Origin of the sequence: Planctopirus hydrillae (genome assembly GCF_001707835.1) — a bacterium.
Classification (GTDB): Bacteria; Planctomycetota; Planctomycetia; order Planctomycetales; family Planctomycetaceae; genus Planctopirus; species Planctopirus hydrillae.
Genome location: NZ_LYDR01000063.1, coordinates 443062 through 468002, shown reverse-complemented (window position 1 = coordinate 468002; position 24941 = coordinate 443062). Strand labels below are relative to the sequence as shown.

At 53.2% G+C, this 24941-nt stretch carries 24 protein-coding genes; 10 read left to right on the top strand and 14 right to left on the bottom strand.

Annotated elements, in window-relative coordinates; genetic code table 11:
* Positions 1–79 precede the first annotated feature (79 nt).
* Positions 80–1384, bottom strand: a complete 1305-nt coding sequence (locus A6X21_RS09290; RefSeq protein ID WP_068847308.1) for an MFS transporter — start codon at positions 1382–1384, stop codon at positions 80–82.
* 305 nt (positions 1385–1689) lie between these two features.
* On the opposite strand from A6X21_RS09290, the gene A6X21_RS09280 reads away from it, so the two are divergent.
* Positions 1690–3513, top strand: a complete 1824-nt coding sequence (locus A6X21_RS09280) for a M3 family oligoendopeptidase (RefSeq protein WP_068847305.1) — start codon at positions 1690–1692, stop codon at positions 3511–3513.
* Positions 3514–3563: 50 nt separating this feature from the next.
* On the opposite strand, the gene A6X21_RS09275 is transcribed toward A6X21_RS09280, so the two are convergent.
* The 4 genes from A6X21_RS09275 to A6X21_RS09260 form a co-directional block, all read right to left on the bottom strand.
* A complete protein-coding gene (locus A6X21_RS09275; protein ID WP_068847303.1) occupies positions 3564–4151 on the bottom strand; it encodes a Maf family protein in 588 nt (195 codons plus the stop codon).
* 11 nt (positions 4152–4162) lie between these two features.
* A complete protein-coding gene (locus A6X21_RS09270) occupies positions 4163–4966 on the bottom strand; it encodes a rhomboid family intramembrane serine protease (RefSeq protein WP_068847301.1) in 804 nt (267 codons plus the stop codon).
* A gap of 215 nt (positions 4967–5181) precedes the next feature.
* On the bottom strand, positions 5182–6492 hold the full coding sequence (locus A6X21_RS09265) for a hypothetical protein (RefSeq protein ID WP_131818264.1): 1311 nt from the start codon (positions 6490–6492) through the stop codon (positions 5182–5184).
* A 147-nt stretch (positions 6493–6639) separates the two neighbouring features.
* Positions 6640–7128: a hypothetical protein gene (locus A6X21_RS09260; protein ID WP_068847296.1), complete on the bottom strand. Its 489-nt coding sequence runs from the start codon at positions 7126–7128 to the stop codon at positions 6640–6642.
* 206 nt (positions 7129–7334) lie between these two features.
* Between A6X21_RS09260 and A6X21_RS09255 the strand changes: the two genes are divergently transcribed.
* The 4 genes from A6X21_RS09255 (at position 7335) to A6X21_RS09240 (ending at position 10493) form a co-directional block, all read left to right on the top strand.
* A complete protein-coding gene (locus A6X21_RS09255) occupies positions 7335–7886 on the top strand; it encodes a hypothetical protein (protein ID WP_068847295.1) in 552 nt (183 codons plus the stop codon).
* Positions 7887–7970: 84 nt separating this feature from the next.
* Positions 7971–8600 (top strand): hypothetical protein, encoded by a 630-nt coding sequence (locus A6X21_RS09250; RefSeq protein ID WP_068847293.1) that lies wholly within the window; start codon positions 7971–7973, stop codon positions 8598–8600.
* A 326-nt stretch (positions 8601–8926) separates the two neighbouring features.
* Positions 8927–9340: a hypothetical protein gene (locus tag A6X21_RS09245; protein ID WP_131818263.1), complete on the top strand. Its 414-nt coding sequence runs from the start codon at positions 8927–8929 to the stop codon at positions 9338–9340.
* A 352-nt stretch (positions 9341–9692) separates the two neighbouring features.
* Positions 9693–10493 carry a TIR domain-containing protein gene (locus A6X21_RS09240; RefSeq protein WP_068847513.1) on the top strand — a complete coding sequence of 267 codons (801 nt, stop codon included), beginning with the start codon at positions 9693–9695 and terminating at the stop codon, positions 10491–10493.
* A 102-nt stretch (positions 10494–10595) separates the two neighbouring features.
* Here A6X21_RS09240 and A6X21_RS09235 read toward each other — a convergent pair whose 3' ends face one another.
* From A6X21_RS09235 to A6X21_RS09225, 3 genes are read right to left on the bottom strand one after another with little or no spacing between them, the layout of a single operon-like run.
* On the bottom strand, positions 10596–11378 hold the full coding sequence (locus A6X21_RS09235; RefSeq protein WP_083233484.1) for a 7-carboxy-7-deazaguanine synthase QueE: 783 nt from the start codon (positions 11376–11378) through the stop codon (positions 10596–10598).
* Positions 11368–12099, bottom strand: a complete 732-nt coding sequence (queC, locus tag A6X21_RS09230; protein ID WP_068847290.1) for a 7-cyano-7-deazaguanine synthase QueC — start codon at positions 12097–12099, stop codon at positions 11368–11370. The genes A6X21_RS09235 and queC overlap by 11 nt, the downstream gene beginning before the upstream one ends.
* Positions 12100–12126: 27 nt before the next feature.
* Complete coding sequence (locus A6X21_RS09225) at positions 12127–12945, bottom strand: hypothetical protein (protein ID WP_068847289.1); 819 nt, start codon at positions 12943–12945, stop codon at positions 12127–12129.
* A 348-nt stretch (positions 12946–13293) separates the two neighbouring features.
* Between A6X21_RS09225 and argH the strand changes: the two genes are divergently transcribed.
* Positions 13294–14676, top strand: coding sequence for an argininosuccinate lyase (argH, locus tag A6X21_RS09220; RefSeq protein ID WP_068847288.1), 1383 nt, complete (start codon positions 13294–13296; stop codon positions 14674–14676).
* Here the strand turns inward: argH and A6X21_RS09215 are convergent.
* Together A6X21_RS09215 and A6X21_RS09210 are read right to left on the bottom strand one after the other, a co-directional pair.
* Positions 14673–15653: an aminotransferase class IV gene (locus A6X21_RS09215; protein ID WP_068847287.1), complete on the bottom strand. Its 981-nt coding sequence runs from the start codon at positions 15651–15653 to the stop codon at positions 14673–14675. The genes argH and A6X21_RS09215 overlap by 4 nt on opposite strands.
* 81 nt (positions 15654–15734) lie before the next feature.
* Positions 15735–16220, bottom strand: a complete 486-nt coding sequence (locus tag A6X21_RS09210) for an ASCH domain-containing protein (protein ID WP_068847286.1) — start codon at positions 16218–16220, stop codon at positions 15735–15737.
* A gap of 422 nt (positions 16221–16642) precedes the next feature.
* On the opposite strand from A6X21_RS09210, the gene A6X21_RS09205 reads away from it, so the two are divergent.
* Positions 16643–17563 carry a hypothetical protein gene (locus A6X21_RS09205; RefSeq protein WP_068847284.1) on the top strand — a complete coding sequence of 307 codons (921 nt, stop codon included), beginning with the start codon at positions 16643–16645 and terminating at the stop codon, positions 17561–17563.
* Between the two features lie 27 nt (positions 17564–17590).
* Here the strand turns inward: A6X21_RS09205 and A6X21_RS09200 are convergent, their stop codons facing one another.
* From A6X21_RS09200 to A6X21_RS09185, 4 genes are all read right to left on the bottom strand, one after another.
* Positions 17591–18475 carry a class I SAM-dependent methyltransferase gene (locus tag A6X21_RS09200; protein ID WP_205847420.1) on the bottom strand — a complete coding sequence of 295 codons (885 nt, stop codon included), beginning with the start codon at positions 18473–18475 and terminating at the stop codon, positions 17591–17593.
* A gap of 130 nt (positions 18476–18605) precedes the next feature.
* Positions 18606–19772 (bottom strand): type IV pilus twitching motility protein PilT, encoded by a 1167-nt coding sequence (locus A6X21_RS09195; protein WP_068847281.1) that lies wholly within the window; start codon positions 19770–19772, stop codon positions 18606–18608.
* A 209-nt stretch (positions 19773–19981) separates the two neighbouring features.
* Positions 19982–20458, bottom strand: coding sequence for a hypothetical protein (locus tag A6X21_RS09190; protein WP_131818262.1), 477 nt, complete (start codon positions 20456–20458; stop codon positions 19982–19984).
* 193 nt (positions 20459–20651) lie between these two features.
* Positions 20652–21335: a YkgJ family cysteine cluster protein gene (locus A6X21_RS09185; protein ID WP_068847276.1), complete on the bottom strand. Its 684-nt coding sequence runs from the start codon at positions 21333–21335 to the stop codon at positions 20652–20654.
* A 524-nt stretch (positions 21336–21859) separates the two neighbouring features.
* Between A6X21_RS09185 and A6X21_RS09180 the strand changes: the two genes are divergently transcribed.
* The 3 genes from A6X21_RS09180 to A6X21_RS09170 all read left to right on the top strand — a co-directional run bounded on the left by A6X21_RS09180 (position 21860) and on the right by A6X21_RS09170 (position 24785).
* Positions 21860–23158, top strand: coding sequence for an outer membrane protein assembly factor BamB family protein (locus A6X21_RS09180; protein WP_068847507.1), 1299 nt, complete (start codon positions 21860–21862; stop codon positions 23156–23158).
* Between the two features lie 252 nt (positions 23159–23410).
* Positions 23411–24541 carry a biotin synthase BioB gene (gene bioB, locus A6X21_RS09175; RefSeq protein ID WP_068847273.1) on the top strand — a complete coding sequence of 377 codons (1131 nt, stop codon included), beginning with the start codon at positions 23411–23413 and terminating at the stop codon, positions 24539–24541.
* Entirely contained in the window at positions 24534–24785 is a 252-nt protein-coding gene (locus tag A6X21_RS09170; RefSeq protein WP_068847271.1) for a hypothetical protein, read from the top strand. The genes bioB and A6X21_RS09170 overlap by 8 nt, the downstream gene beginning before the upstream one ends.
* Positions 24786–24941 lie beyond the last annotated feature (156 nt).

Below are 24941 nucleotides of genomic sequence, written 5' to 3'. Positions count from 1 at the left end.
GATAAGTGCGAGGTTTCTCCTTAGGTTTTGATCTCATCCCGATCCATGATCGTGATTGATGTCACGCCAAGTCCTCATGTCAGTGAGCGGTAACAGTGGAACTTTGACCTGTGCTGTCCGGTAAACGCGAGGCAATCAGCAGGAAGATGAACAGGCTCAAGGTGAGGAGCAACGTCGAAGCGAAGTAAGGCGAAGAGATGTTCATTTCGATGAGTGGGAAGCCCAAAAAGGGCCCGCAGATGCGAGCCAGGGCAGAGGCACTTTGACCCAAACCCAAGGTTCCCCCCTGCTCTGTTTTCGAAGCGGAAAGTGAAAGTAGCGATTGGATTGAAGGTGTTGTCGCGGCAAAGCCAATCATGGCGATCGGAATAGCAACCCAGAGCAGACTTTGTTGACTGATCAGGCCACTCAAGGCAACTCCCGCAAGGCCCAGACCCATGAGAAGAATTCCGGCAATCGTCATGCGAACTTCGCCCACACGCGGCAACAGCCTCCTTACGAGAAGTCCCTGTGCCAGTGTGAGAGTGATCCCCACGTATGCGAAAATAAAGAAGTTTCCCTGGTCAGAATACCCCAGCTGCTTCGTGAGTAACGAGAGAGTGGCCTCAAAGATGGAAAATGCAAAGTTCGCGATGAAACTGGTCAGCAGCAGAATTAAAATGACGGGTTGAGCCAGAACTGCTGTTAATCGTTTGGAGAGTGGGATGATCTCGGTCGCTTCGAGATGATTGATGCGGTCAGCCCGTGGTAGTGATTCCGGAAGCAGAAACAGAGCGGCCAAAAACGCGATAAATGACAGCGATGCGGCAACAAATGCGGGGGCTGGAGTCGGTGTGCTTTGAGGATCACTGCTCACAAACATGGCACCCAGGAGTGGGCCAAATGTAAATCCCATCCCGAAGGCGAGTCCAATCAGAGCCATTCCTTTGCCACGCTCGGCTTTGCCTGTGCAGTCGGCAATATAAGCCTGGGCGGTGGAAATTGTGGCACTTGAAATCCCGGCACCACTGCGAGTAATGAAAAGCCAGATCAGTGGTGAAAGACCAAGAATTGTCCCATGCACACCCCATTGAGTGACGAGGCCAAACAAGAGATAGAAAAAGGCGGTGCTGGCAAGGCCTAAAACTATTACAGGTCTGCGGCCGATTCGGTCGGACAGCCGGCCCCAGAGCGGTGAAAAAAGAAACTGCATCGCTGAAAAACAGGTCGAAAGTATCGAAAGCTGGAAGAAGGTTGCCTCGAAATGTCTAGCGTACCTGGGCATAAGTGGCAGCACGATCCCGAAGCCGAGGAGATCGATGAAGACCGTCAGAAAGACGAGTCCGAGTGCAGAGCGAGAGCTCTTTTTGTCGGGCGGTGAGTCAGTGAAGGTTTCAGTTGGCATTGTATGGAGAACTTTAGATCCGGTGGAGAACAGTGGAATTCGAAGAGAGTCAGCGAGTTTCTGTAGTCGCTGAGACGAAGAGTAGTCTGATTCCGGGGGCCGGTGCCACTCAACAGCCGTCGAAAGCTGTGCGGGGAAATTGCTGCAGATCTTCCTCAAACGAAAGGTCGACTCGAGTTCTGGTTGGGATCACTGGCAGCTCGATCTGTTTCTGTCCACAATATGTTGAGCAGGAGCGGCTGCGATTCACGCGTTCGATCAAAGCAGATAATGAACAGCCATCACCACCTTGGGGTACATCCATAATGTCGGGCTCAGAGACAGTGGTTTACAGTGAAGTCTGGGATCTGGATTCTCTGCTGCCAGCTTTAGGAACGGCTGAATTTCAGCAGAAACTTGTCAGCGCAAAGAAAGGTCTCGAAGGCCTTGTGGCACAACTGACAGCCGTACCAGAGATCGCTCCCGATGCTGCCCACGTGTGGTGCCAACTGCTGGCGCAGTTTGAAGACATGGAAACCACCATTTCGGATCTCAGGTCTCACGTCGAATGCTACTGTGCGAGCGATGCGACAAATGCCCAGTTTCAAAGAATTGAAGCAGAACTCTCATCGCTGGCTCCCTTGCGTGAGCAGGTGGGAGCGTTGATTGAAGCGGCTTTTCGAACGCTCAGCGAGGAGGATCTGATTGCTTTTGTGGCGAAGGAGCCCTGGCTTTTTGAGCGAACCTATGCGTGGAAACTGCGTCAGCGGGCGGCTCGTATGCGGTTGCCGGAAGCTCAAGAGAATCTCGCCAATCAACTGGCAGTCGATGGACTCCATGCCTGGGGTCGCCTGTACGATCGCATTTCGGGAGCACTGAAGATTCAGTTGCTCGAAAAGGGGCGGCTGGTCGAAAAATCATGCAGCCAGGTTCAGTTCGACAGTCCTGATCGTGCTGAGCGTCAGTCAAATTACTTTGCTGCCGACGTGGCGTGGAAATCGATTGAGAATCTCTGCGCTGAGGCGATCAACCATATCGCGGGAACACGCTTGACGATCTATGACCAGTTGGGTGTTGAAGACCATCTGGTTTCGCCGCTGATGTGGAATCGAATGAGCCGGGCCACGTTGAATCAGATGTGGAGCGTGATTACTCAAAAGAAGTCTGTTCTCCTCAAATATCTGCGGGCCAAAGCCCGTCTCATGGGTTTGGAAAAGCTGGCGTGGTACGACCTGACGGCTCCATTGCCTCGTCAACCGGGGCAGATGCCGGAAAAATTGCCTTATCAATCGGCCTGTGAGCAGATCGTGAGTGCGTTTGGCTCATTCAGTCCGCACATGCAGGACTTTGCCCAGATGGCACTCAGAGATGGCTGGTCGGAAGCCGTCAATCGAGCTGGTAAGCGGCAAGGTGCTTTCTGCACGGGATATCGGGCGGCGGGGCAATCCCGAATGTTTATGACATACACAGAGACGGCCGATAGTATGTCGACTCTGGCCCATGAACTGGGTCATGCTTATCACTCGTATGTGCTGAAAGATGTCCCATATCTGCTCGCTGATTACCCGATGAATCTCGCCGAAACAGCCAGTACGTTTGCTGAAGCTGTCCTTGCCGATGCCCGCATGCAGCAGGCTCAACATCCGTACGACAGGTTGTGCCAACTCGATGCGGCTCTGGCTGATGGTGTGGCCTTTCTGATGAACATTCACGCCAGGTTTATCTTTGAAGACAACTTCCACAAAGCCCGACGAAACGGCGAACTCTCTGCCGATGATTTGAGCCAGTTGATGGTCGCTGCTCAGAAAGAAGCTTACCTGGATGCCCTGGCAGAAGATGGCTGGAATCCTCGTTTTTGGGCCTCGAAGCTCCATTTCTATTTCACGGGTATTCCGTTTTACAACTTCCCCTACACTTTCGGATATCTGCTCTCGCTGGGTCTCTTTTCGGAAGGAAAAAGCCGGGGACCAGCATTCGCTGCGGACTTTGTGAAGTTCCTGGAGTGTACGGGAAGCATGGATGCTGAAGACGCCGTCAAAATCTCGTTCGGATTCGATCTCACCCAGCCAGAATTCTGGTCGCGCAGCATTGATGTCCTCGCGGCAAAAGTCGAAGAGTTCGATAAGCTCACTGCTGCAATTATCGGCTAATCGCCAGAAAAAAGTTCGAGGACAATCGTTCTGGGGCAATCCCGTAGACTTCAGGGGATTTGATAACCCCGTCGGCGCAGATGATGCGCCGTCGCCATGAGAGGCAGCCCGATAATGGCTGTCTGGTCAGCAGAGATGATCTTTTCGAACAGGCTGATTCCCAGCGATTCCAGTTTGTAGCTGCCCGCACAATCAAAAGGCTTATCTGCGGTGAGATACCGGTGAATCTCATCCTGCGTAAGTGCCCTCATCGTGAGGAGCGTCTGGTCGAGGAAACTTTGACAACCTTCGGGAGAGGAAATGGCCACTGCGGTCCATAGGGAATGAGTCTGGCCAGCCAGCCTTTGGAGTTGTTGGGCAGCTCGATCAAAGCTTCCCGGCTTATCGAGGATCTCGCCCGAGATTTCTGCGACTTGATCACTGCCAATGACGATCGAATCGGGATGTTTCTGCCACACCGCCTGTGATTTTGCAGTCGCCAGTTCCTGAGCCAGGCGAGAGGCCTCAAGACGCTGCTCTTTCCATCGAGATTCATCAACTCCCGGTGGCTCGCAGGTGAAGGGAATCCGCAGGCGTTCGAGGAGTTCTCGCCGGTACTTTGATGTGCTGGCCAGAATGAGAGGAGGCGGATGAGCCATGTTCTACAGCTTTAATAGTAACCGCGTTCTGCGAATGGATCGTGGAGTTCGCCGGCTTGCAGCCAGCCAAACGCACGCAGAACCGCAGCCAGAATGATCCCACTTACAAGACCACCCAGGTGAGTCCACCATGTCATTTCAATCAGCGGAAAGTGCCCGATACGAGAGAGAGCCCATTGTAGAATGATCCATACAATCACGAGATAAATCGCTGGGACCTGAATGCGGCGAAACATCTTGCCAAAGGGTGTGAGAGTCACAATCTGGGCACTCGGAAAAATCACCATGTAGGCGCCAATCACACCTGCCACAGCACCTGCAGCACCAATTGTGATCTGAACAGACTCACTTCCCATAAACAGAACCAGCAGCCCCGAAAAAACACCGCACAACAGGTAGAAGCAGAGATAGCCCACATGCCCGAACCGGTCTTCGACGTTATCTCCAAAAATCGCCAGAAACCACAGATTGATGAGTAGTTGCAGCCAGCCCGCATGCAGAAAAAGGCTCGTGACCAGAGTTGCCAGTGGAGAAACAGGCGATGGCTCGATTGTCAGCACAATCGGGGCGAGATCGGGCTTGGGAGTTGAACCGATCGCATCCGTGGAATTCGCAGTCAATGGGGTCAGCCGGGCGACGTAAGCCTGATTCCCGGACGTCACACGGATCGGCATGAGACCGAAGTCTTCAATAATCTGTTGATCGCGACCAGCGGCACAAAACTGAATGAGAAACACGGCAGCGCAGGCTGCAATGATTCCGTAATTGGTCACACTCAGACGACGAGCCGAGATCGAATCATACAAAGGAATCATAACGTGAGATTGACCTGCTCAGGATCCGTGTCGTCCGCAAGTTCGTAAACAGGAACTGGTTCCCTGAGTGTGGAAACTTGCGGTGAATAGGTTGAGTTTGCTGGCAGAGTTTATCCCGAGGTGAGTTCAAGAGCGAGAGGAGAAGACGCAAGATTCTCATCGCCAACGAAAGTTCATTTGTCCGCAGTCGTCCTGGAAAGTGCCTGCATTTCCGCTTAGGGCTTCATTTCCGGATCGGACTTCATCTCCATATTCATCCCCTGTTTCTCGGGCTTCTCCTGGGGTTCGTTCATTCCCTTCGTGTCGTCTTTCATTTCCATGTTCCCAGGCGCGGGCTGCGCTGCATCCGGAGGATTGACTGGGTCAGCAGCGGAATCAGGAAGAGGATCAGAGGTCACGGTGACCTGCAGTTGCACAGGCAATAGCGTTTGATTGCCAATCGGGCGGCCTTCGACAATAAAATTTTTCACACCAGACGGGAGGAGGAACCAGAGGAGCGGCCCCTGCTCGGCCACACAGCGGTAAGAGTTGCCATCGCCGGTTTTCGCCACGAGATGGAACCCCAGTGGCCCCACAAGTTGTGGCAAAGCGAAAGAATCTCGAAAGCGGGGAATTTCGCCGGGTGTTCCCTTGCCAGATAGCTGACGGCCATACGCTTCGATGAATTCGCTGCCGGAAGTCTTCAGCAGGTCCAGTTGAGGCTTGGCCAGCGACTCGAAGTTCATCTTAAGAAACTCTCGAATGGGAGACTGTATCGGAATTTCGACGGCGACAAATTGAGTCTGCTTGCCTCGATTGACAGCAATGTCGAGTTCATCCCCTTTGGCGGAGATGTAGATTTCCATGACGGAACTCAACAGCGGGAGCTGGTTTCGCTCCAGAGCGCTGAACACCTTCTCGCGAGTCGCTTCATCCACCATGAGTGATGTCGAGCGAACAGAGACCTTCGGGATAGATTCGGGCGCTTGTGCGTAGGCTTTGACCTGTTCTTTCAAGATCGATTTTTGAGTCGACCACCAATAGCCCGCTCCACCCAGGCAGGTCACCAGAATGACAGCCACAACCCCCATGAGCAGACCAGTGCTGTCGCCGCGACGACGAACTTTGACTGTTCTCGGTTTCTTGGAAGCTGTCTGTGTGACCTCGACTGGTGAGACAGCGCTGCTCGCGCTGGATGGTGCCGCATGCCTGAAAGCAGTGGGGGAAACTTCTTCGCCGGTTGCTTCATCGACCGATGAGAACTCGACTTCGAGTTCGTCGTGCTCGTTGGGCTTGGGGATGGATGCGACTTTTGCAGCGGCAGGTATGGCTGACGAACTCGTTCTGGTCGCAGCTGAGGATTTTGTGGCAGGGCCTGCCGCGGCAACTGGAGCAGGTGCTGCTTCTGGTGGAGCAGCCGGGAGCGTCGACTTTTTCGGAACCTTGATCTTTTTGCGGCAACGCGGGCATTCACCACCACGCCCTCCGGCGCGATCAGGGACGCGGATGTGCGCTTGGCAGTGGACGCACAAAAATTCAATCGTCATGCGAATCTGGCCCGGTCTGATAAGTCGTTGTCCAGGGGAGATGTCTTGCGGCATCAAGTACGAAAAACCCTGACAATTAACTTACCGTTTTCCCGGCACAATCGGGAGGCCACGGGCTTTCGCGATCAATTGGCCGCTGAAGTCTCGTTAGAATCGCAGCTCATGGGGCGCAAAACGTGGAAAATCGAACTGGAGAGGAACTGACATCTGCCCGTCCACCAGTTTGCTCCAGAAAAGTCTGGCTTCGTAATGAACATCATCAGGAAGTACCTCGAGGGGGCTCAGGCACAAAGAGACGTCATGTGATTGAACAATGGCCCGAACTTGACGGGTCGTTTGAGTCGCCGGATCAAACCCCCAGAGTTCAAATCGAACCTTTCCCTGCTGATGATCATGGACCAGCTCGGCAGGTTCCCGGCCATAGGTATTCGAGGCTGAGGCAATGAGAGATGAAGTCGCGAAGAGCTGGAAGAGAGCAGGATTCTCGGGAGCAGGCTCAGGCCGGATGAAAAGGTAGTTCGCAGAATCGTCCGCAGTGCCCCAGAAGGCTGCGAGTTGCTGGACCTGCGGGTGTATCCAGGGAGCTGTGAGCAAAAGGAGTAAACAACTCGTGAGGAGTGAACTCGAATTCCGCATGTTGGCTGCCTCCCTTGAACAAAGCCGACGGCGGAAGAGCAGTTTCCGAATCGACTGTGTTGATGAAGTTATCGGGAATTCGGGAGTTGGACAATACGACAATTCAGAAATTGATGGAATGTTGGGAGTTGGTTAGTGTGCAGGTATAGTTAGATGGGCTGAAGCGACTTTCTTTCCAGTGGGAAAGCGGAAGTGGCGGGAGATTCATGGTTGAAGCGGGGGTGATGGGAATGGAGTCGTTGAAGTATCCGACGCTCTGGCCGCCGCCGGTGCGGGAACGCGACCGCTTTGATCGGATTCCTCTGCTGGGTGGATTGTTGCGAAGCATTTTCACGGGGAGTCCGCATGACACATTGCTCGAAGGTTTGCTGGTTCAAATTGTCGAGCAATTGAAGGCTCGAACTTCGCCACATCCGGCATGGCCCAACAATCCGGTGGAGATGGAGATCGTTAAGGCATTGTCGAAGGCGATCTGTGAGGAGAAGTGGATCGAAACCGCATATCTGCATCCCGACGATCCACTGTTCCTCCTGTGGTGGGGGCCGTTCGATGATTTGACCCCATTGGTATTCTGCATTGCTCTTCAAAAAAACCATTTGAAGGGGCGACTCACAAGGGAAGAGATCTTGCGTTGTGCTTTCGAAGGCTCGTCCTCGGGCTGGAATCGACACGATCCTTATTGGTGTCCCACAACGGTTCGCGAGTTTACAGAACGTCTGGCTGAAAAGGTCAGAGAAGTCTCTCTTTGTCAGGCATAGTGCTTGTTGTTCGAAGCTGCGTTTTGTGAAATATCGATTATGTAGATTCATTATGCGGCTCATGTCATTTCCTGGGGCTTCGCCATGTTCATCTCTCTGAGGCGAGGACGAAACCCGCCGGCCATTGTCAGCCGCAGGCTCGTAATCAAACTGGTGGTCGCGATCTGCTGTTGTCTGGTTCTGCGCGTTGTTCAAGTTCAGTTCCTGAATTGGCAGCGCAGTCTGGCGATGGAGTCTTGGCGATTGAAGTATCGGACGGTGGATTGCACGGGGAATGCCGATGAATTGGCGAATGTCGTGCATACCGGGTTTGGTAGCTTGGATCAAACTCTCCTGCCCCGCACGGAGAGCGGTGATATGGTTATCGGTTGCGAAGGTGGTAACGTGATCGTGCAGGGTGTGTTGGACGATGATCCGCAGCTCGGATACCGATTGCGACTCAACGATGGGACTTTCATTTGTCCTGCGGGCTCCACCAATGAATGCAAGCGACTTGCGGGATACATGGGAGTTGATCGCCTGAGGCTGGAAGGTCGTTTGCTTCGTGTATGGTATCCCAAGTGGGGAACCCGCCAGATGACGTTATGGCAGCGATTGTTGATTGGTGGCCGTGTGAATATGCACTGGCATCCTTCGGGATATTGCTACTTCCTGAAGGAATGGCGGGTAGTTCCGTTATCGGAGGATGACGGGTTGGCTGGTGATGGCGATTAACTGATTGGTTTGAAGTGAGATGACGGGCGTGGGTGATTTGGTGTCGTACGTGTAATGTAGTTGAACAGGCAGGCGGGAGCCTGCCCTACGGAAACTTATGAATTGTATTTGAAAAGAACGAGTTGGAGCTGTGATTCATGAGTCCAGTATCTGAGATTGAAGAGGCGATGGGTCTTTCGCCACGTCGATTCTCGTTGTGGAATCGCTGGACTTATCTCCATGTCCCTCCCCCCGACTGGTTGAGGGAAAGGCCTGCTGATGAGTTGAAGACGTACTTTCGTTGGCTGCCGCGCACATTCCGATACGGAAAAGTCGTGATGGGTTGCGTGATTCAAGCCAATCAATATGCCTGGGAAAAGGAGAGTTTCGACGTTCCGGGAGAAGTCGTCTACTCACTAATGGATGCGGAATGGGTCACAGACGATGATCTTCTAGAGGTTGCGAAGAGATTGTTTAAACTCAAAGGAGCCAGCCCCCAAAAAAGCGATTCTAAAGAGATTGCGGATTACCTTACAAACCAACGTATCCGAGTGTTCGGGCTTCCTGTGCCACGTGAAATTTATCCTAGATATCATTTTCAGATTTCAACGATCATGTTTGTTCGCAAGCATATGCCCGAGCAAAGAATCTGCTCTAAAGTTCTACCTTTGATCGTTTATCCAAACGAACCATATGTGGCAACGATTGTCCCCATGAAGTACTGGCCTGAAGATTACATCAAGCAGTGGACGAATACTTGATAGTCAGACGAATACTTGATAGTCAATTGACAAAGAACGCAGGGTGGCACAGGTGGTTCGTCTTCGAGCGAGCTGTGTGCCAGCGGCAGACGAGGTTTTTGCACGAAGAAGTGCCCTGCGAGTTCCTTGGGATCTCAGGTGGGGTGTTGCACGAGTTGTGGCTTTGCCAGTGCTCTTCTTTGGCTTAACCATCCCGTCAGTAAGCAGAGTTTTAGACTTGATCACTCTGCCAAGGGGTTAAAAACTTTTGGCAAGCTCATCTCAATCTCGCTAACCTCTTATGGCGTGGCCACCCAGGTGGACCGCGTACAGTCAACCCGTGCACCATGCGATGTACTACAAACACACAACTATGAGCATTGAGTTTCTCACGACGGATTTCGAGAAGGTGAGTTACCTCGTCAACCTGCTGGTTGCGCGCGCGACGGGAAGGTCTGCCGAATCGAGCGAGTATGAGACCCTTAGGCATCAGCTTCTCTCTAACCCAGCGATTGCAGACGTGCTTCCAGCGTGGCTCAAAACGCACCGAAACCTAGACTCGTTCTGGGACTTCATTCGGCCGAAGTTCAGTTCGTACGCTGAGCGTCGCACGTACTTGTCCGAGCAGTTCACGCCACTGCTTGACTCGCTTGAGTTTAACGACCGGAAGTCGCTCGAAAACGCCACGAACTTGCGCAGGCAACAGCAGAAGAGTTCTGTCACCCGAAACAAACGCAAGGTTTTTATAGTCCACGGCCGTAACAATGAGGTCAAGCAAGAAGTTACACGTTTCATTGAGCGTCAAGGAATCGAGGCGATTATACTGCACGAACAGGCAAGCTCGGGGATGACAATCATCGAGAAGATCGAACACTACTCGAATGATGCCGACTTCGCGCTCGTCCTATACACCGCGTGTGACCATGGCCGAGGCGTGCATGAAACCAAGATTCCCCCGAAGAATCGCGCTCGCCAGAATGTTGTCTTCGAGCACGGATACCTTATGGCAAAACTTGGTCGGGAGAACGTCTGCGCGCTCGTACAGGGTGAAATCGAGACACCGAATGACATCAGCGGAGTCGTGTATGTTCCACTTGATTCAAATGAAGCGTGGAAGCTCGATGTCCTCAAAGAGCTAAAGGCGTGTGGTTACCAGGTCGCGGATGTGCCGTGAAGCAGCCCGTGGGTTGGCACAGGTTGCTGGTGTTTGAGCGACCTGTGTGCCAGCAGCACGAGAGGATTTTGTTGGAATAAGTGCCCTACCCGTCGAGAAATGTCACACGCCGCGGCGGTGGCCGAACCATTCGATGTGGAGGCGGGGGCAGAAGTTGTAGCCTTGCGATTCGGCCAGTGGTTTGAGCCAGGCGCCACGCATGGCCAGTTCTTCCTGTGTGATCCCCTGGGGCATCAGCCAGATATGTTCCGGCGGAACGTGCGGCAGTTCGGCAAGAGCCTCTGAAAGTGCATCGAGATCTGCGGGAGTATCGATCACAAATTTGAGCTGATACGGGTAGTCAGTGGTCAGACGCGTGAGCGTGGCGATGTTCCATCGCAGCTCAGAGTGTCTGCGAGCGACCGCGCCGCTGCCGCCCCTCCCGGCTGTCGGATTCACAGTGAAATTGGGGGCATAGGCAGGATCAGAATTCGCCAGCTTCGGGCTGATCGACATCAGGTCTGCCATCACGGGACGGTCGACCGTTCCCGCTGTCTCCACAGTGATATGCAGCCCGGCAGCCTTCATCGCGTAGCTGAGTTCCACAATCGCCGGCTGAAGGAGTGGTTCACCTCCAGTCAGAATGACGTGCTCCACTCCACTGGAGATGGCCTGCGAGAGCAACTCATCAACGCTTTGCCAGTTTCCCTCGGCTGACCACGAGGTATATGGAGTATCGCAAAACCAGCAGCGCAGGTTGCAGCCCGTCGTGCGGATAAAAAACGATCTCACCCCCGTCAGCGCACCCTCCCCCTGCACCGAAAGAAAGGTTTCGGCAATACGCAGGCTCACAGAACTGCGACCTGTTTTTTTAGCAGAAGGAAGAGTGGATAGATCAGTCGGCATAACGGGTGGGATCTGGAATGTGTGCTTCGAGGAACCCCTTCTTGCGAATCAGACAGGAGTCACAGTGGCCGCAGGAAAGTCCTGTAGAAGTCGGATCATAGCAGCTATGAGTTAAAGAGTAATCGACACCCAGGGCGACTCCCTGCCGGATGATTTCGGCCTTCGTGAGGTGAATTAATGGTGCATGGATTTTCCAGGGCTGGCCTTCGACACCCGTTTGGGTGGCGAGGTTCGCCAGCTTCTCAAAAGCAGCGACAAACTCCGGTCGGCAATCGGGGTAGCCGCTGTAATCCACGGCATTAACACCTACAAATAGATCCTGTGCCCCGATCACTTCGGCCCAGCCCAAGGCAATCGAGAGGAATACTGTGTTTCGAGCGGGGACGTAGGTGATGGGAATGCCGCTGGTCAATTCGGCATCTGTACGATCTTTGGGAACGTCGATGTTGGCCGTCAGTGCCGATCCGCCAATCGATCGGAGATCGAGTGGGATGATGACATGCCGGGCGACGCCTTGTGCTTCGCAGACTTTTTTGGCCGCCTCGAGTTCGAAGCGATGTCTCTGGCCGTAATCAAATGAGATCGCAAAGGGAGAAAACCCCTGGGCTTTGGCCATGGCGAGAATTGTGGCGGAATCGAGCCCACCACTCACCAGCACCACACAGGGTGGCGATATTTTTTGTGGAGAGGAAGTTGTTGCTTCCTGATTACCGAGAACCATCCCGAGATCCTTCGATCACTTTGCAGTCTACCAGCGGACGTATGTCCGATATCTGGGTGCATAGTAACCGAAAGGCTGATAACCCCAAGGGTAACCCCAGAAACCTCGGTAATAATTGATCCATGGACTCCAACCGCCCGTGGCGACGTTCACATTGGTTGTCTGGTAGGTGACTGGCCGGATCTGGCCCAGCAGCAGTTCCATGGTGGCATCATGGCGATACGCAGGATTGGCATCGTATTCCGAGCGGCTGAAGGGAATCTGATTGTACACTTCGGTGTAGTGATGGGCTCGCATCACGCCCGTCAGCGCGCCGGTCCCTGGATGAGGCATGTCACAGTTCAGACAGGGATGGTCGGCAACCGTCGGAGAATTTTCGGCTGTAGCAGGTGTCGATTGAGCTGCAGGTGCTGGGGGAATCAGCATATTCGGAGCAAGTCGGCCCGGGAGGGATGACAATCCAGAAGTCGATGGGAATCCTGGAGTTATGGTGACTGTCCAGGCGGAAGCAGTCCCTGCTCCGAACGTATGGACGGCAGAACCATCTGGTGTGTAGTTCACCGTGACAATGTTCGTTGGGGACATTTCTTTTGATGGCGGGGCCGCCAGATTCTCATGAGTGGCTGCGGGTCGATATTCTGGAGCAACGGCCGGTAAATTTGGGGTGGCTGCTGGTGGTGATGAAATCGAGTCAGGCAAAACCGGTGCGACCAGCACGGGAGCCGGAGTGAGTGGTGCCACGACAGGCTGGGGAGTGATTTCGGGAGCGATTTCCTGAGCTGGAAGCTGTGCCCAGAGAAGTGTCGTCGTGCACAAAGTTATGCAGCACAGAAGTTTATGATACATTTGGTGGAGATCCGCTCACGAAATGATGTTCAGCAGTTTGTCAAATACATTTCATCTAAATTACCCATTGTCACATCTGTTGGGGAGCCAGAAATTCTGACGGAACGGGTTTTCCGTTGATTTTTTGCCACATCAGGTCAGGAATTGAGCGGCTTTGGATCCGCGGTTGTGGCTCGAATGTGCCGGGTCATCCGAGGGGAAAAGTGCCTTGTCACCCGCTAAGATGGCAAATGAACCTGAGAAGTGAATCCACTTCACCAAATCGGTCGCTTGCCGTGAACCCCATTTGAAGGTTCACCAGCAGGCTCAGGTTTTCAATACTCATTCTGGCAGTCGAAAGAAGCGAACGTGGCAGCTAAAGCTTGGGGTGGTGCATTTGATGGGCAGACGGATCCTCGCGTGGAACGTTTCACCGAATCGATCAGCTTCGACGCCCGGCTGGCAGAGGTCGATGTTCGCGGCTCGAAGGCTCACTCGCAGATGCTCTCGGAAGTCGGCCTGATCAGCGAGCAGGAAAAAGACCAGATTCATGCGGCACTCGATGAGATTCTGGCCACGATTCTCGCAGGGAAGTTCCCCTTTCGAATCGAGCTCGAAGACATTCACATGCATATTGAGTCGGCTTTGATCGAACGGTTAGGAGATACCGGTCGCAAGCTGCATACGGGCCGAAGTCGCAATGATCAGGTGGCGACCGATCTTAAGCTCTATGTCCGAGACGCAATTGATCGGCTTGATGGATTGCTCGTTGAATTGCAGCGAGCCTTTATTGGGCGTGCGGAGCATGATGAGGGGGTGATTTTGCCCGGCTACACGCATCTGCAGCGTGCTCAACCAGTCCTCGCCTCACAGTATTGGTGTGCCTGGTGCGAGAAATTTGAGCGTGATCGAACTCGCCTGCGGGATGCTCGCGTGCGCCTCAATGAATCTCCGCTGGGGGCCGCTGCTCTCGCTGGCACGACGTTGCCAATCAACCGTCAGCGGACAGCCGAACTTTTGGGATTCGACCGGCCCGCAGCGAACAGCCTTGATGTTTCCAGCGATCGTGATTTTGTCGCCGAGACGGTCTTTGATCTCACATTGATCGCCACGCATTTGAGCAACTGGGCAGAAGAATGGATTCTGTGGTGTACGACCGAGTTTGGCTTTATCAAATTGCCGAACGCCTATACGACCGGCTCGTCGATCATGCCTCAAAAGCGAAATCCCGATGTCCTGGAGCTGATTCGTGGGAAAGCGGGTCGAGTGGTGGGTGATCTGCAGCATGTCCTCGTGCTCATCAAGGGGCTGCCCTTGGCCTACAATCGCGATCTGCAGGAAGATAAGGTGGCCTTGTTCGATGCTCTCGATCAGGTCGAAACCAGTCTCGAACTGGCGGCTGCTATTGTCGAGCATGCCGAGCTGAAAAAAGAGACGATTTCGGCTCGCATAGAAGAAGGTTTTCTGGATGCAACGACACTCATGGAGTATCTGATCCAGAAGGGTGTGCCCATGCGGACAGGCCATGAGACTGTGGGCAAGCTGGTCAGACTCGCTGAATCGAAGGCTTGCACACTGGCACAATTACCTCTGGCTGATTTTCAATCGATTGCACCACAGGTTCAGCAGGATGTTTTTGAAGCGTTGGGTGTGGTGAATGCCGTCCGCCGTTTCCGCAGTGAAGGTTCGGGGGGAACGGCTTCTGTCGCCCAGCAGGTTGCTCGCTGGAAGCAGAAGCTGGCGTCAACTTAACTTTCAAATTCAGTTTGGTTTTCGCTACCCAGCCACTGGGCAAGGTCGCATCCTGTGGCTTCGCTCCATTGATGGAGAATCTTCCGGTACCACGGGCCTTTTGGTCCTGCGCCGACCGTATGCCGATCAAATCGCGTGACGGGAACCATGCCAAAGGGAGTGCTGGTGAGCCACGCCTCCTGAGCCATCATGAGATCCTTGGGCCAGATTCTCCGACGTTCGACTGTAAGCCCAGCATGGTGGCAAAACTCGAGTGTGGCTTTCAGGCTGATCCCTTCGAGTGCCTGGCCTTCGGGTGGAGAGATGGCACAATTGTCTTGAATGATCACCAGATTCCCGGCAGCAGTTTCGGTTAATGAACCATCATCATCAGCAAGAATACTGAAAGCGTGCGGATCAATTTTTCGCGCAGCAAGTTCACCCATCCGCCAGTGCATACGGCTTCTTGATTTAATCGTTCGGGGAACAATCTCGGCAGGTAATGCCTGAACTGGCGGGCAGACGAGGGAGACCCCATCCCGGTACATCGCGTGGTAAGCCTGTCGCCTCAGGCAGAAGGTGTGGATACCTACACTCGGGCCATGTTGCCTGGCATACTCCTGTCCCATGTAGGTGGGATTTGGCCCGGCGGTGACAAAGATCACGACCCCTAATTCCTGCGGAATCTCTTTTGAATCGATGACTTCTGGAGTGTTAACGACCTTGAAGTTGTGAGTGACCACCTGCGTGCAGGTCTCGCAGATTTGACTCTCAGAATAAGGCAACGCAATGTCAACGAGTTTCAAAGATTGCCGCAATCGTTCGAGGTGATCGGTCAATCGAAAAATCTGACCGGCAAAAGTTCGCGACATTTCGGAAACCGCCAGACCACCGACAACACCCAGGTCCGTTACGGGAAGCGCAGCGGATGATTCGAGAAGATATTCGCCATTCAGCCAGGCGATGGGTGTATTGACAGCGAAGGTCGGAGAGTTCATTTCGAGAGTCAGCCCATCGGAAATTTATGTTAATTCTGTTGATGTCATTCAGTACGCATCATGACCAACTCGGTGAGAATTCTATAGCAATGAGTCTCCCGCTGCCGGCTTCCTTTGGAAAGGGTAGAACCAGATGCCATAAGGGAGAAATCGCGGTGAAAGTTCTTGAGGGAACCGGGCCGGATGTTGCAGAATCCAGGCTTGTCGGTCCACGAGAAGCTCAGGTGTGACGCAGGCAGCGACGGCGTCGGCGGCTGTCGCTGGTCGAGCATCGATCAATTCGACTGTCCCGAGGATTACCCCTTTCGGGAGTTGTTCGATCTCAAGATGGTGTTCGGCGGCTGCGACCAGAGCGCAAGGAAGCTGAGAAGGTTTTCGGGATGCATAGACGTAGATGCGACCTCGCTGATTCGTCATGGTCGAGCGGATTTCAATGGTTTTCTTCCCCTGAAGAATCAGTTCGGCCCAGGGCTGTTGAATTGCGAGGGCAATGCGTTCTTTATCTGATGCTTGTTCCGGGCTGGTCAACAGATGCTCCGAGACTGACTGATCGATGAAGTTGAGCATGAATGATATGAGTTTTGCAGAGAAAATGGGCATCCCTCACACATAGATTATGAACATCGTCACAACTCGAGCCAAAGGTCATCTGCTAAAAAGGTTTGTCATTTTTCGACATGAAATTTGTGCAGTCGGTAGATCGTAATGCGGCGTTCGGTTCCAATTACGGTTCAAAATCGATGGGTTCGCCAGTCCTGAGTGGGAGACTGCTGAATTTTGAAGAGTTTATGTCACGACTGTGAGCATGTTCGAAAGATCGTTTCCGGGAGACAATCTGTCTTCTGGCTCTGCACTCGCCATCAGCAAGATGTGGCTTATGCCAAGTATCCTCCACAACCGCGATTGTCCTGTTCAGGTTTTCAAGTAAGAATTCATCCGGGCGGGCTCGACAATGACCCAAAGGGTGGAAGAGATGCGGGGGTGGAATGATGTCTAGGCCAACGTGGCAGGCACTTTGCAATGAATGGCTGGATGATGGCGGTGAATTCCCGGCAGCCGAAATTGCGGAAGCGGCAATCACCACGATTGCAGATGCAGCCCTGGTGGTTTCATTGCTGGAGCGGCAGGCACAATGGCTGAAAGATCAATTGATTGAATTTGGTGATGTGCGAGCCCTGCTGGTAGCTTTCGAGCGGATCGAGACGACTCAGGCTTTCATGTACCTTGCCCGGCATGCAATGCCCCACCTCCTTGATATTTTTGAAAAAATCTCTGAGAAGATTCCTTCCGATGATGACCTGCTCGGTTATCTGCTGATGCTCTTTTCCCGCTTCGGAACCTCCGAAGGCTGGGATGCCATTGTGGCAGCGAGTGGTGATGCCAGGCTTTGCAATCTCTGGGTTTGGGATGGCTTTATTCAGTGGCCGAGAGAACAGGATCCGATTATCCCGAAGCTCGTCAAACTTCTCTCCCCAAAGTCGACAGAGGATACAGCCGCTGTCGCCAGTTTGTTCTGGCTAAATCAACTGGCAAGAGCCGATCAGATTCTGACGCATCCTTATGATTCGCCAGAAGGAATCCAGCGACTTTCGGAATGGCTGGATGCCGCAGCACCTTTGGAAAGTCGAAGTGTCGCTGGGAAGGCGGCTGCCAGTGCCATTCCGTTTATCAGTGCGTCCTACCGCCCTGCACTTTTTAAACTGGCTGATCAGCATCCCGAGATGGAAGTGCAGTTGGAATCAGCATGGGCACACGCCTATCTCAAAGAAGAGAGTGGCTTCGCCAAACTGGTGAGTGCCTGTGAAGACGATGAGCTGGCAGCCAACGCTGCGGCTTACCTTGACGATCTCAACGCCGGACATCTGGTGCCGCAGGAACTCCGCCGCCGGCTGTCGGATTTTCAGGAGTGATCTCGGGACTGACCAGCGAATGTGGATTCAATCGGTTGAGTCATCGCGGCGAAAGACAAACTCATTGCAGCCCAGCCGGCCGCCCACAGTCCTCATCTCAAACAGAGTGAAGCCTCGATCGCGCAAAAACCGGAAGATTTCCTCGGGTTTGGCCACTTCGAAAGGCCAGCCTCCCACCCAATCGACCATGTCGGTCCAGTAGTACATGCCACGCTCCTTTTGGCCGAACCGCGATTGGAACCAGGCTTGCCAGATCGGGAGTGGATTCCTGAAGCGGATCACCAGCATCAGGCTGCGGAAGAGGTTCACGGGAATGGCATAACATTCGTAGGCGAGGACCACTGCCAGGACGATCAACAGCCTGATGAAAGACGGTGAAGCCACATAGAGCTTTTTTACAGTCTTCCAGCGGTCACTGGCAGCTCCTTGATCGTTGTAGATTGACAGGCAGAAGTGACCACCGGGCCTCGTGGCCTGAGCCGTGATCGCAATGGCTGACCACATATCTCCTGTGTGATGCAGTACACCCCAGGAGTAAACGATGTCGAACTGCCCGAGGCTGGCCATCATTTTCTGGTCGCGAGCCGAGCCCTGCTGAATCGTCCACCCGTTGCCTGAACCATACCGGCGTCTCAATTCCTCGGCACAGGCCACACTCTGAGGATCAAAGTCGATGGAGGTGACAATTGCCCCTAAGCGGTTCGCAGCCAGACTGAACAGCCCACTCCCCGAGCCAACGTCGAGAAACGTCAGACCATCGAGCCGTTCACGATGGAACAGCTTTTGAATCGATTGTTCAGCAGTGGCAATCTGCGGTTCGGTCAGGCGAGAGAGAAATCTCCACCAGTTGGCACCAAAGGCAAAGCGAGGATCTGTCTCAAGGGTGACTTCCGTCGGCTTTGGATCTATCAAAATCGACTCCACAGAAATCGCAAGAGCTCGCCAGGGCCTGAACCGGTCGAAACGCAAAAATCGCCTGCAGAGTTTAAGGGAAGGCTTTGACGACGTTGGCGATATCTGCCTTTCTCCTTTGATAGCGATCCTACAGAATCCCGGGGCCCTTCACGTCGATCCCCTTGAGCATCATTTTGAGTTCTTCCACGTTCGGGCTGATTTCAAAGGCCTCGGCCCGGCTCACAAACTCCTTGGTGATGAAGTGATACAGGCTATCGTTGAACTGCTGCATCCCTTCGGCCTTACCAATTCGAATAGCGGCGGGAAGTTTTTCATCCTGCTCTTCGAGAATCAGCTTGCGGACGGTGCCGTTGAAGAGCATGACTTCGCAGATCGGCACGCGCTTGGGTTTATCGCGAATCGTGGGAAGCAGCTTCTGGGCCACAATTGCCTTCATGTTGAAGCCCATCGACGAGCGGATCGCCGAGTGCATGCTTTGCGGAAACAGGTCCAGAATACGGCCAATTGTTGATGGAGCCGATGACGCGTGGATCGTGCCGTACACGAGGTGGCCGGTTTCGGCCGCATGAATGGCGGTTTCGAAAGTATCCCGGTCGCGCAACTCACCGACCAGCATGATATCAGGGTCTTGTCGCACGGCATGCTTCATCGCGGTGTGGAAGTCGGAAACATCAGGCCCGATTTCACGCTGATTGATCAGGCTTTTGTCGGCCGTGTAAACGAATTCCACAGGATCTTCGATTGTGAGGATGTGTTTGCCGTAATTGTGATTGATCCAGTCGAGCATCGAAGCAATGGTGGTGGACTTTCCTGAGCCTGTCACACCGGCCAGCAAGACCATGCCCTGGTCGTACTTGCACAACTCTTCCATGATGGCTGGCAGGTAGAGTCCTTCAAAGTTGGGAATCGACCTTTCGATTTTTCGACTGACCATCCCGACTTTGCCAGTCTGGATGAAGAGATTCACACGAAAACGCCAGGGCTCACCTTTATGCTCCACCACATGTGCGTAGTCGGCACCCCCTGTGTTCATGAAAATGTCTTTGTTGCGTTCATCCATCAGTGGCCAGCAGAGTTCCTTCATCTGCTCTTCTGTGATGGGTGGCATGTCGAGAGGTTTGAGTGCCCCTTTGATACGTAGAATCGCGGGCTTACCCACCTGGAGGTGCAAATCCGAACCACCGAGATCAATCATGGCCCGGAACAGTTTGTTGATCGGGAAATCCTTGATGACGCCAGCACCCAGACGAATTGTGCTGTACTTGGCTGCAGCAGCAGGTGCGCCTCCGCCCATGCGATATCCCTTAAAAATCAGATGTGATTGTGGAGATTGAGTTCTTCGAGTTCGTGTTGAGCGTCAACGTGAACGAATCTCATATGTAAACAGAACTTGTATTGCCGTTCAATTGGCTGTTGAAAGATTGGCCGTATTCCGATGGTCAACCACAGGCCATGAAAGGCTTTCGTCGTACTCACCAACATCATTCATATGGGGCGAAAAGCTCAGGGCGCCTTCTCGAAGAGCGGGTTGAGATCGTCCGTCCAGTTCAGGAAATGAAATGTCCAGTTTTCGCGTGGTCGGTAGTAAGTGATGCGAAAGACCGCTGCTGAGCGTTCGTGATATTCGAGCACTGTGTAGCGGATGAATCGATCAGAGATTTTCTCAGTCTTCAGCAACTCGACTTTACCAAGTGGTTCGCCATAACGTGCCGCGTATTTGATCTTTTCCTGATGGATCTTTTGTGTGAGGGCGTCAAATCGAAGTCGTTTTTCTTCGTTCACTTCACCAGTGGAATTTTCAATAGCAGCAATAAACTCACGGACATTGCCTTCCTGCAGAGCATTCATAGCGAGTTGAACGGCCTGACGGCACTCTTCTTCGCTGGAAAGTTCTTCTGCAAAAAGTGGGCTGACACCTGTCAGTCCCATCACGATTGCCACGAGAAACGCAGGAATCATTCGAAATCGATGTGTTGGCATGTCCGCTTCCCTTTGATGGAATTGAGATTCGGGAAGGATGACATTTTCGATACCGGCCTGCAACATGTCGCGCTTTGTCATGCCACAGGAAGTGAAATCATCAACTGGAGAGAATAAGTCCGCTGCGGCTGCGTGAGCCCAATACGGCAGTAATCAGCACGAAAGGGCCGCCTGCCGGTGCGAAGTTGATGAATTACGCCGCCCGGAAGAAAGGGATCGTGGCGGGAATTTCGGCTTCCAGTTCGTCGGCCGTTTTCCGGATCAGTCGTTTCTCGTATACAAAGCGAATGAAATCCGGAAACGAGGCCCAGCTTTGTGGAGATTTATTCCAGACTCTGGCCAGTTGCTGGAAAAAGAGCTGTTCAAAGCGAGCAACGACCAGATCTTCCACGGTTTGAACCGGGTCAAGATCGGCAGGAATCCATGGGCGTGGACACAGCTCGTAAATGGGCAACTGTTCGTGACGACCATGAGAGGGGATGTCGTAAATTTCCGCGATCTGTCCCGAGGAGCTCAGTCTCGTCGGAAAAATACGGCAGGCCGATGGTCGAGAGCCATAGATGCCACATCGGGCTTCACCGAGAGGGAAATCTCGATCCGGTGCGCCTTCCATGAGAAATCGACACTTGGTCGATTGTGGGAAAAACTGGCTCTGGCTGTGCATCAGGCAGATGGCAAAAGGAACCTCTGGCTCATCGTCAAAATAAAACTGAGGAGCCTGTCCCCTTGTGATCAGCCCTTCGCGATCTTCCCAGCGACAGACGAAATCCCAGAAATTGAGTTTGAGCTCACGTTCGATGCGGATGATATCCGCTCCCGTGATGGAAACTGCAAAACTGCGACAGCAGCCGGCATGGCAGTTTTGGCAGGGACTCATGCGATTCCATCCTTCTTCTGCCGCCAGACAGGATTTTGAACCTGTTCATCGATGCTCTCACTCCATTCCCGCCCCGTAGGGCATGTATCGATCGCAGCGGTCGTTCCGATTGAGAAAAAGTTATGGAGCCGTGAAGAATTTGCTCAGAAACCATTCAGTGCTCAAATGAATCAGTGCTCAAAACACCGATGACTGCCTCGGTTTTTCCTGAAGATCTCGCAAGCCGGCAAATGTGCTCAAGTGCAAGATGATCATCAAAAAACTCGCTCGTCGTCATCAACGAAACAAAAGTCACTTGTTCACGGAAGGCCATCAGGAGGCAATCTCCTTTCTGGCAGCGAAGTGACGGCTTTCATCTGAGGGGAATTCTCGTTCTGATGTATCGAATAGCAAAAAGATCTGAGATATTTGTGAGGACACGCATGGCGCCGAAATGTTGTCACTTCGAAGAAGGTTCTGCTGTGAAGTACGTCAAAACTGATCGTGGGCTCCTGTCATTTTTTTCGCAAGTTGGATCTTCCTCCATGGCAAAACTCGGCGCTCTGGCAAGTGTTGCCCTGCTGCTGAGCGGTGCTGCAGTTGTTGCAGAAGACTGGCCGAATTGGCGTGGGCCTCTCAATAACGGAATTTCTTCCGAAAAAGATATCGCGATCACCTGGTCTGCGGACAAGAACGTCTTGTGGAAAACTCCCTTGCCAGGGCCTGCGGGTTCGACACCGGTCGTCTGGGGCAATCAGATTTTTTTGACCACGGTCACCGAGAGTGGAGATCTTCAGGTCTTGGGTCTGAGTGCCAAAGATGGTGCTGTGCAATGGGTGAAGACGGTCTCCAACAGCACTCTGACAGCACGTGGAGATGAAGGGAACGCAGCCTCTCCTTCTCCCGTGACTGATGGCCAGCATGTCTGGGCATTTTTTGGTGATGGAACGCTGGCCTGCCTGACTGTGGATGGCAAGGAAGTCTGGAAATTCAATGTCCAGGATCGATATGGCAAATTCAACATTCAATTTGGCATGAGTTCCACACCACTCTTACGAAATGGTGTGCTTTACCTCCAACTGCTGCATGGTGATGGGGATCCGAAAACCCGTGAAGCACGCGTCGTGGCCATGGATGCACTGACTGGTCAAGAAAAATGGGCTGTCGATCGCCCGAGTGATGGCAGTGATGAAAACGAACATTCCTATGCCTCGCCTGTATTCTTCGGCGAGGGTGATGAAACCATCCTCGTGACCCACGGAGCCGACTACACCGTCGGGCACCGGCTGACGGATGGGAGTGAAGTCTGGCGGATGAGCGGACTGAACCCGACTGCGAAATATGATCGCACACTCCGGTTTGTAGCATCTCCCGTTGCTGCTGGCGATCTGCTGGTGATTCCCACGGCAAAACGAGGGCCCGTGATGGGCATTAAGCCCAAGCCCGGCAAAGACCTCTTCAAAACCGAAGCCCATTTGTGGCAATGGGAAAGAACTCCTGATGTCCCTTCACCGCTGATTCTGGATGGGTTGGTTTACCTCTGCATGCACGACGGGAATCTCAATGTGCTGGAAGCGGATACGGGCAAGGAGGTCTACTTTGAGCGAACACATCGCCAAAGACACCGGGCATCACCTGTGTATGCCGACGGCCATATCTATCTCACGGCACGCGATGGCAAAGTGACCGTCGTAAAAACAGGCCGGAAATTTGAAGTTGTTGCTGAGAACGAGATCCCGGAATCGATTTCATCTTCACCAGTGATTTCGAACGGAACTCTATATTTGAGAACGTTTTCCAACCTTTACGCCATTCGCGAATCGAGCCGCAGCCCGTCAAAATGAACGACAGTGCCAGCCGGACTGGTTCGTGGATTCATTGTCTGAGAGCAACCAGTTACACTCTGATGGAAAATGTGAAGGGCGAGTTCGCCATTGGCGAGCTTCGTCAGCTTGATCCTCGTGAGGATCGGCTGAATTGATCATCATTCAACAATCACAACAGGCTCGGGAAGTCTTCATCGACTGGTCAGTGTCGCCAGCCGGCGAGTGTTCCGGAGACGGGTAATCAGTATGTCCGCTGTCGAGAGTGTCTCCATGTCTGCAACTGAGTCTTCGAAAGAAATCTGCTCCACAAAGATTGGCTGGAGTGATCTGGCTGACAAAGTCATCGGCGGGCACGTGCTGACCCGTGAGGAGGCTCTATCAATTCTCGATTCAGAAGACGATGAGATCGTGGAACTGCTGGCAGCTGCTTACAAAGTGCGGCGTAAGTATTTTGGGAATAAAGTTCAGCTTTACTTCCTGAAAAATGCCAAGAGTGGTCTCTGCCCGGAGGATTGCGGTTACTGCTCTCAATCCAAGATTGCAGAAACTGAGATTCCTAAGTACGCCATGCTGAATGAAGCCAAGCTCATGGAAGGAGCAGCGCGAGCCGTTGAAGCCAAGGCCAGAACCTATTGCATCGTGGCTTCGGGACGCGGTCCATCCAACCGGGAGGTGGGGCATGTGGCGAGCGTTGTCAAGAAAATCAAAGAGACCTATGGGCTGCATATCTGCTGCTGCCTGGGGCTGTTATCGCCCGATCAGGCCCGAACATTGGCGGAAGCCGGGGTCGATCGGATCAACCATAACCTCAACACAGGTCGCGAGTTTTACGACAAGATCTGCACGACTCATACCTATGATGACAGGCTGGAAACGCTGAAGGTGGTTCGCGAAGCCGGCATGGAACTGTGCAGTGGTCTGATTGTCGGCATGGGCGAAACCCTGAACGATCTGGTCGATGTCGCCTTTGAACTGCGGGAATTGGGTGTGGAATCGACTCCGGTCAATTTTCTGCATGCCATTGATGGAACTCCTCTCGAAGCACGCCAGGAATTGAATCCCCGCCAGTGCTTGAGAGCTTTGTGTCTGTTCCGCTTTGCCAATCCGGCTGTGGAACTGAGAGTTTCCGGCGGACGCGAAGTGAATCTGAGGTCGATGCAGGCAATGAGCCTGTATGCTGCCAACAGTATGTTCGTCAGCGATTATCTCACGACCAAAGGTCAGCCGGCTGAAGATGATTTCAAGATGGTCGCTGACCTGGGGATGGAAGTCGTGATCGGTGATCATGACTCTTTTCTCGCGTGGAAGGCCGTGCAGGAAGGTCAGCCCAAAACCAGTTGCTGCGAGGGAGCTTCGACCTGTGTAACCCCTGAGAAAGCAGCGGCAGGTTGTCATGCCTAGTCCGAATGGCTTTGACAGCCGGCTGGATTCTCTTGTGACAGAAATCCGCACCGTCAAGAGCGACGAGATCGCTTTACCCGGTGATTTTGCCACGCCTGAGTTCATCTCGTGGTTGCACGAACATGCTTCGGAGGCAACTCAGGTTCGGTATGATCGAACCCCGACTGGCTTTTGTCGGACGATTATGGCTCGTGAGGCCGATCTTCAGCGGTTTCTAGCAGGATCACGCAGAGCATCGCCTTGATGAGGCCCTCGTCGCAAGAAGTCGCATTCGTCGACGACCACCATCAGTCATTTACCGGCCAGAAAGTTCTCGTGCCGGTTTGCGAGTGAGTCATTGAGAGGACTCGCTCTCGTCTGATTGAGAGTGGTGAGTGCCGAACTTTGCGCTGCTAAGGGC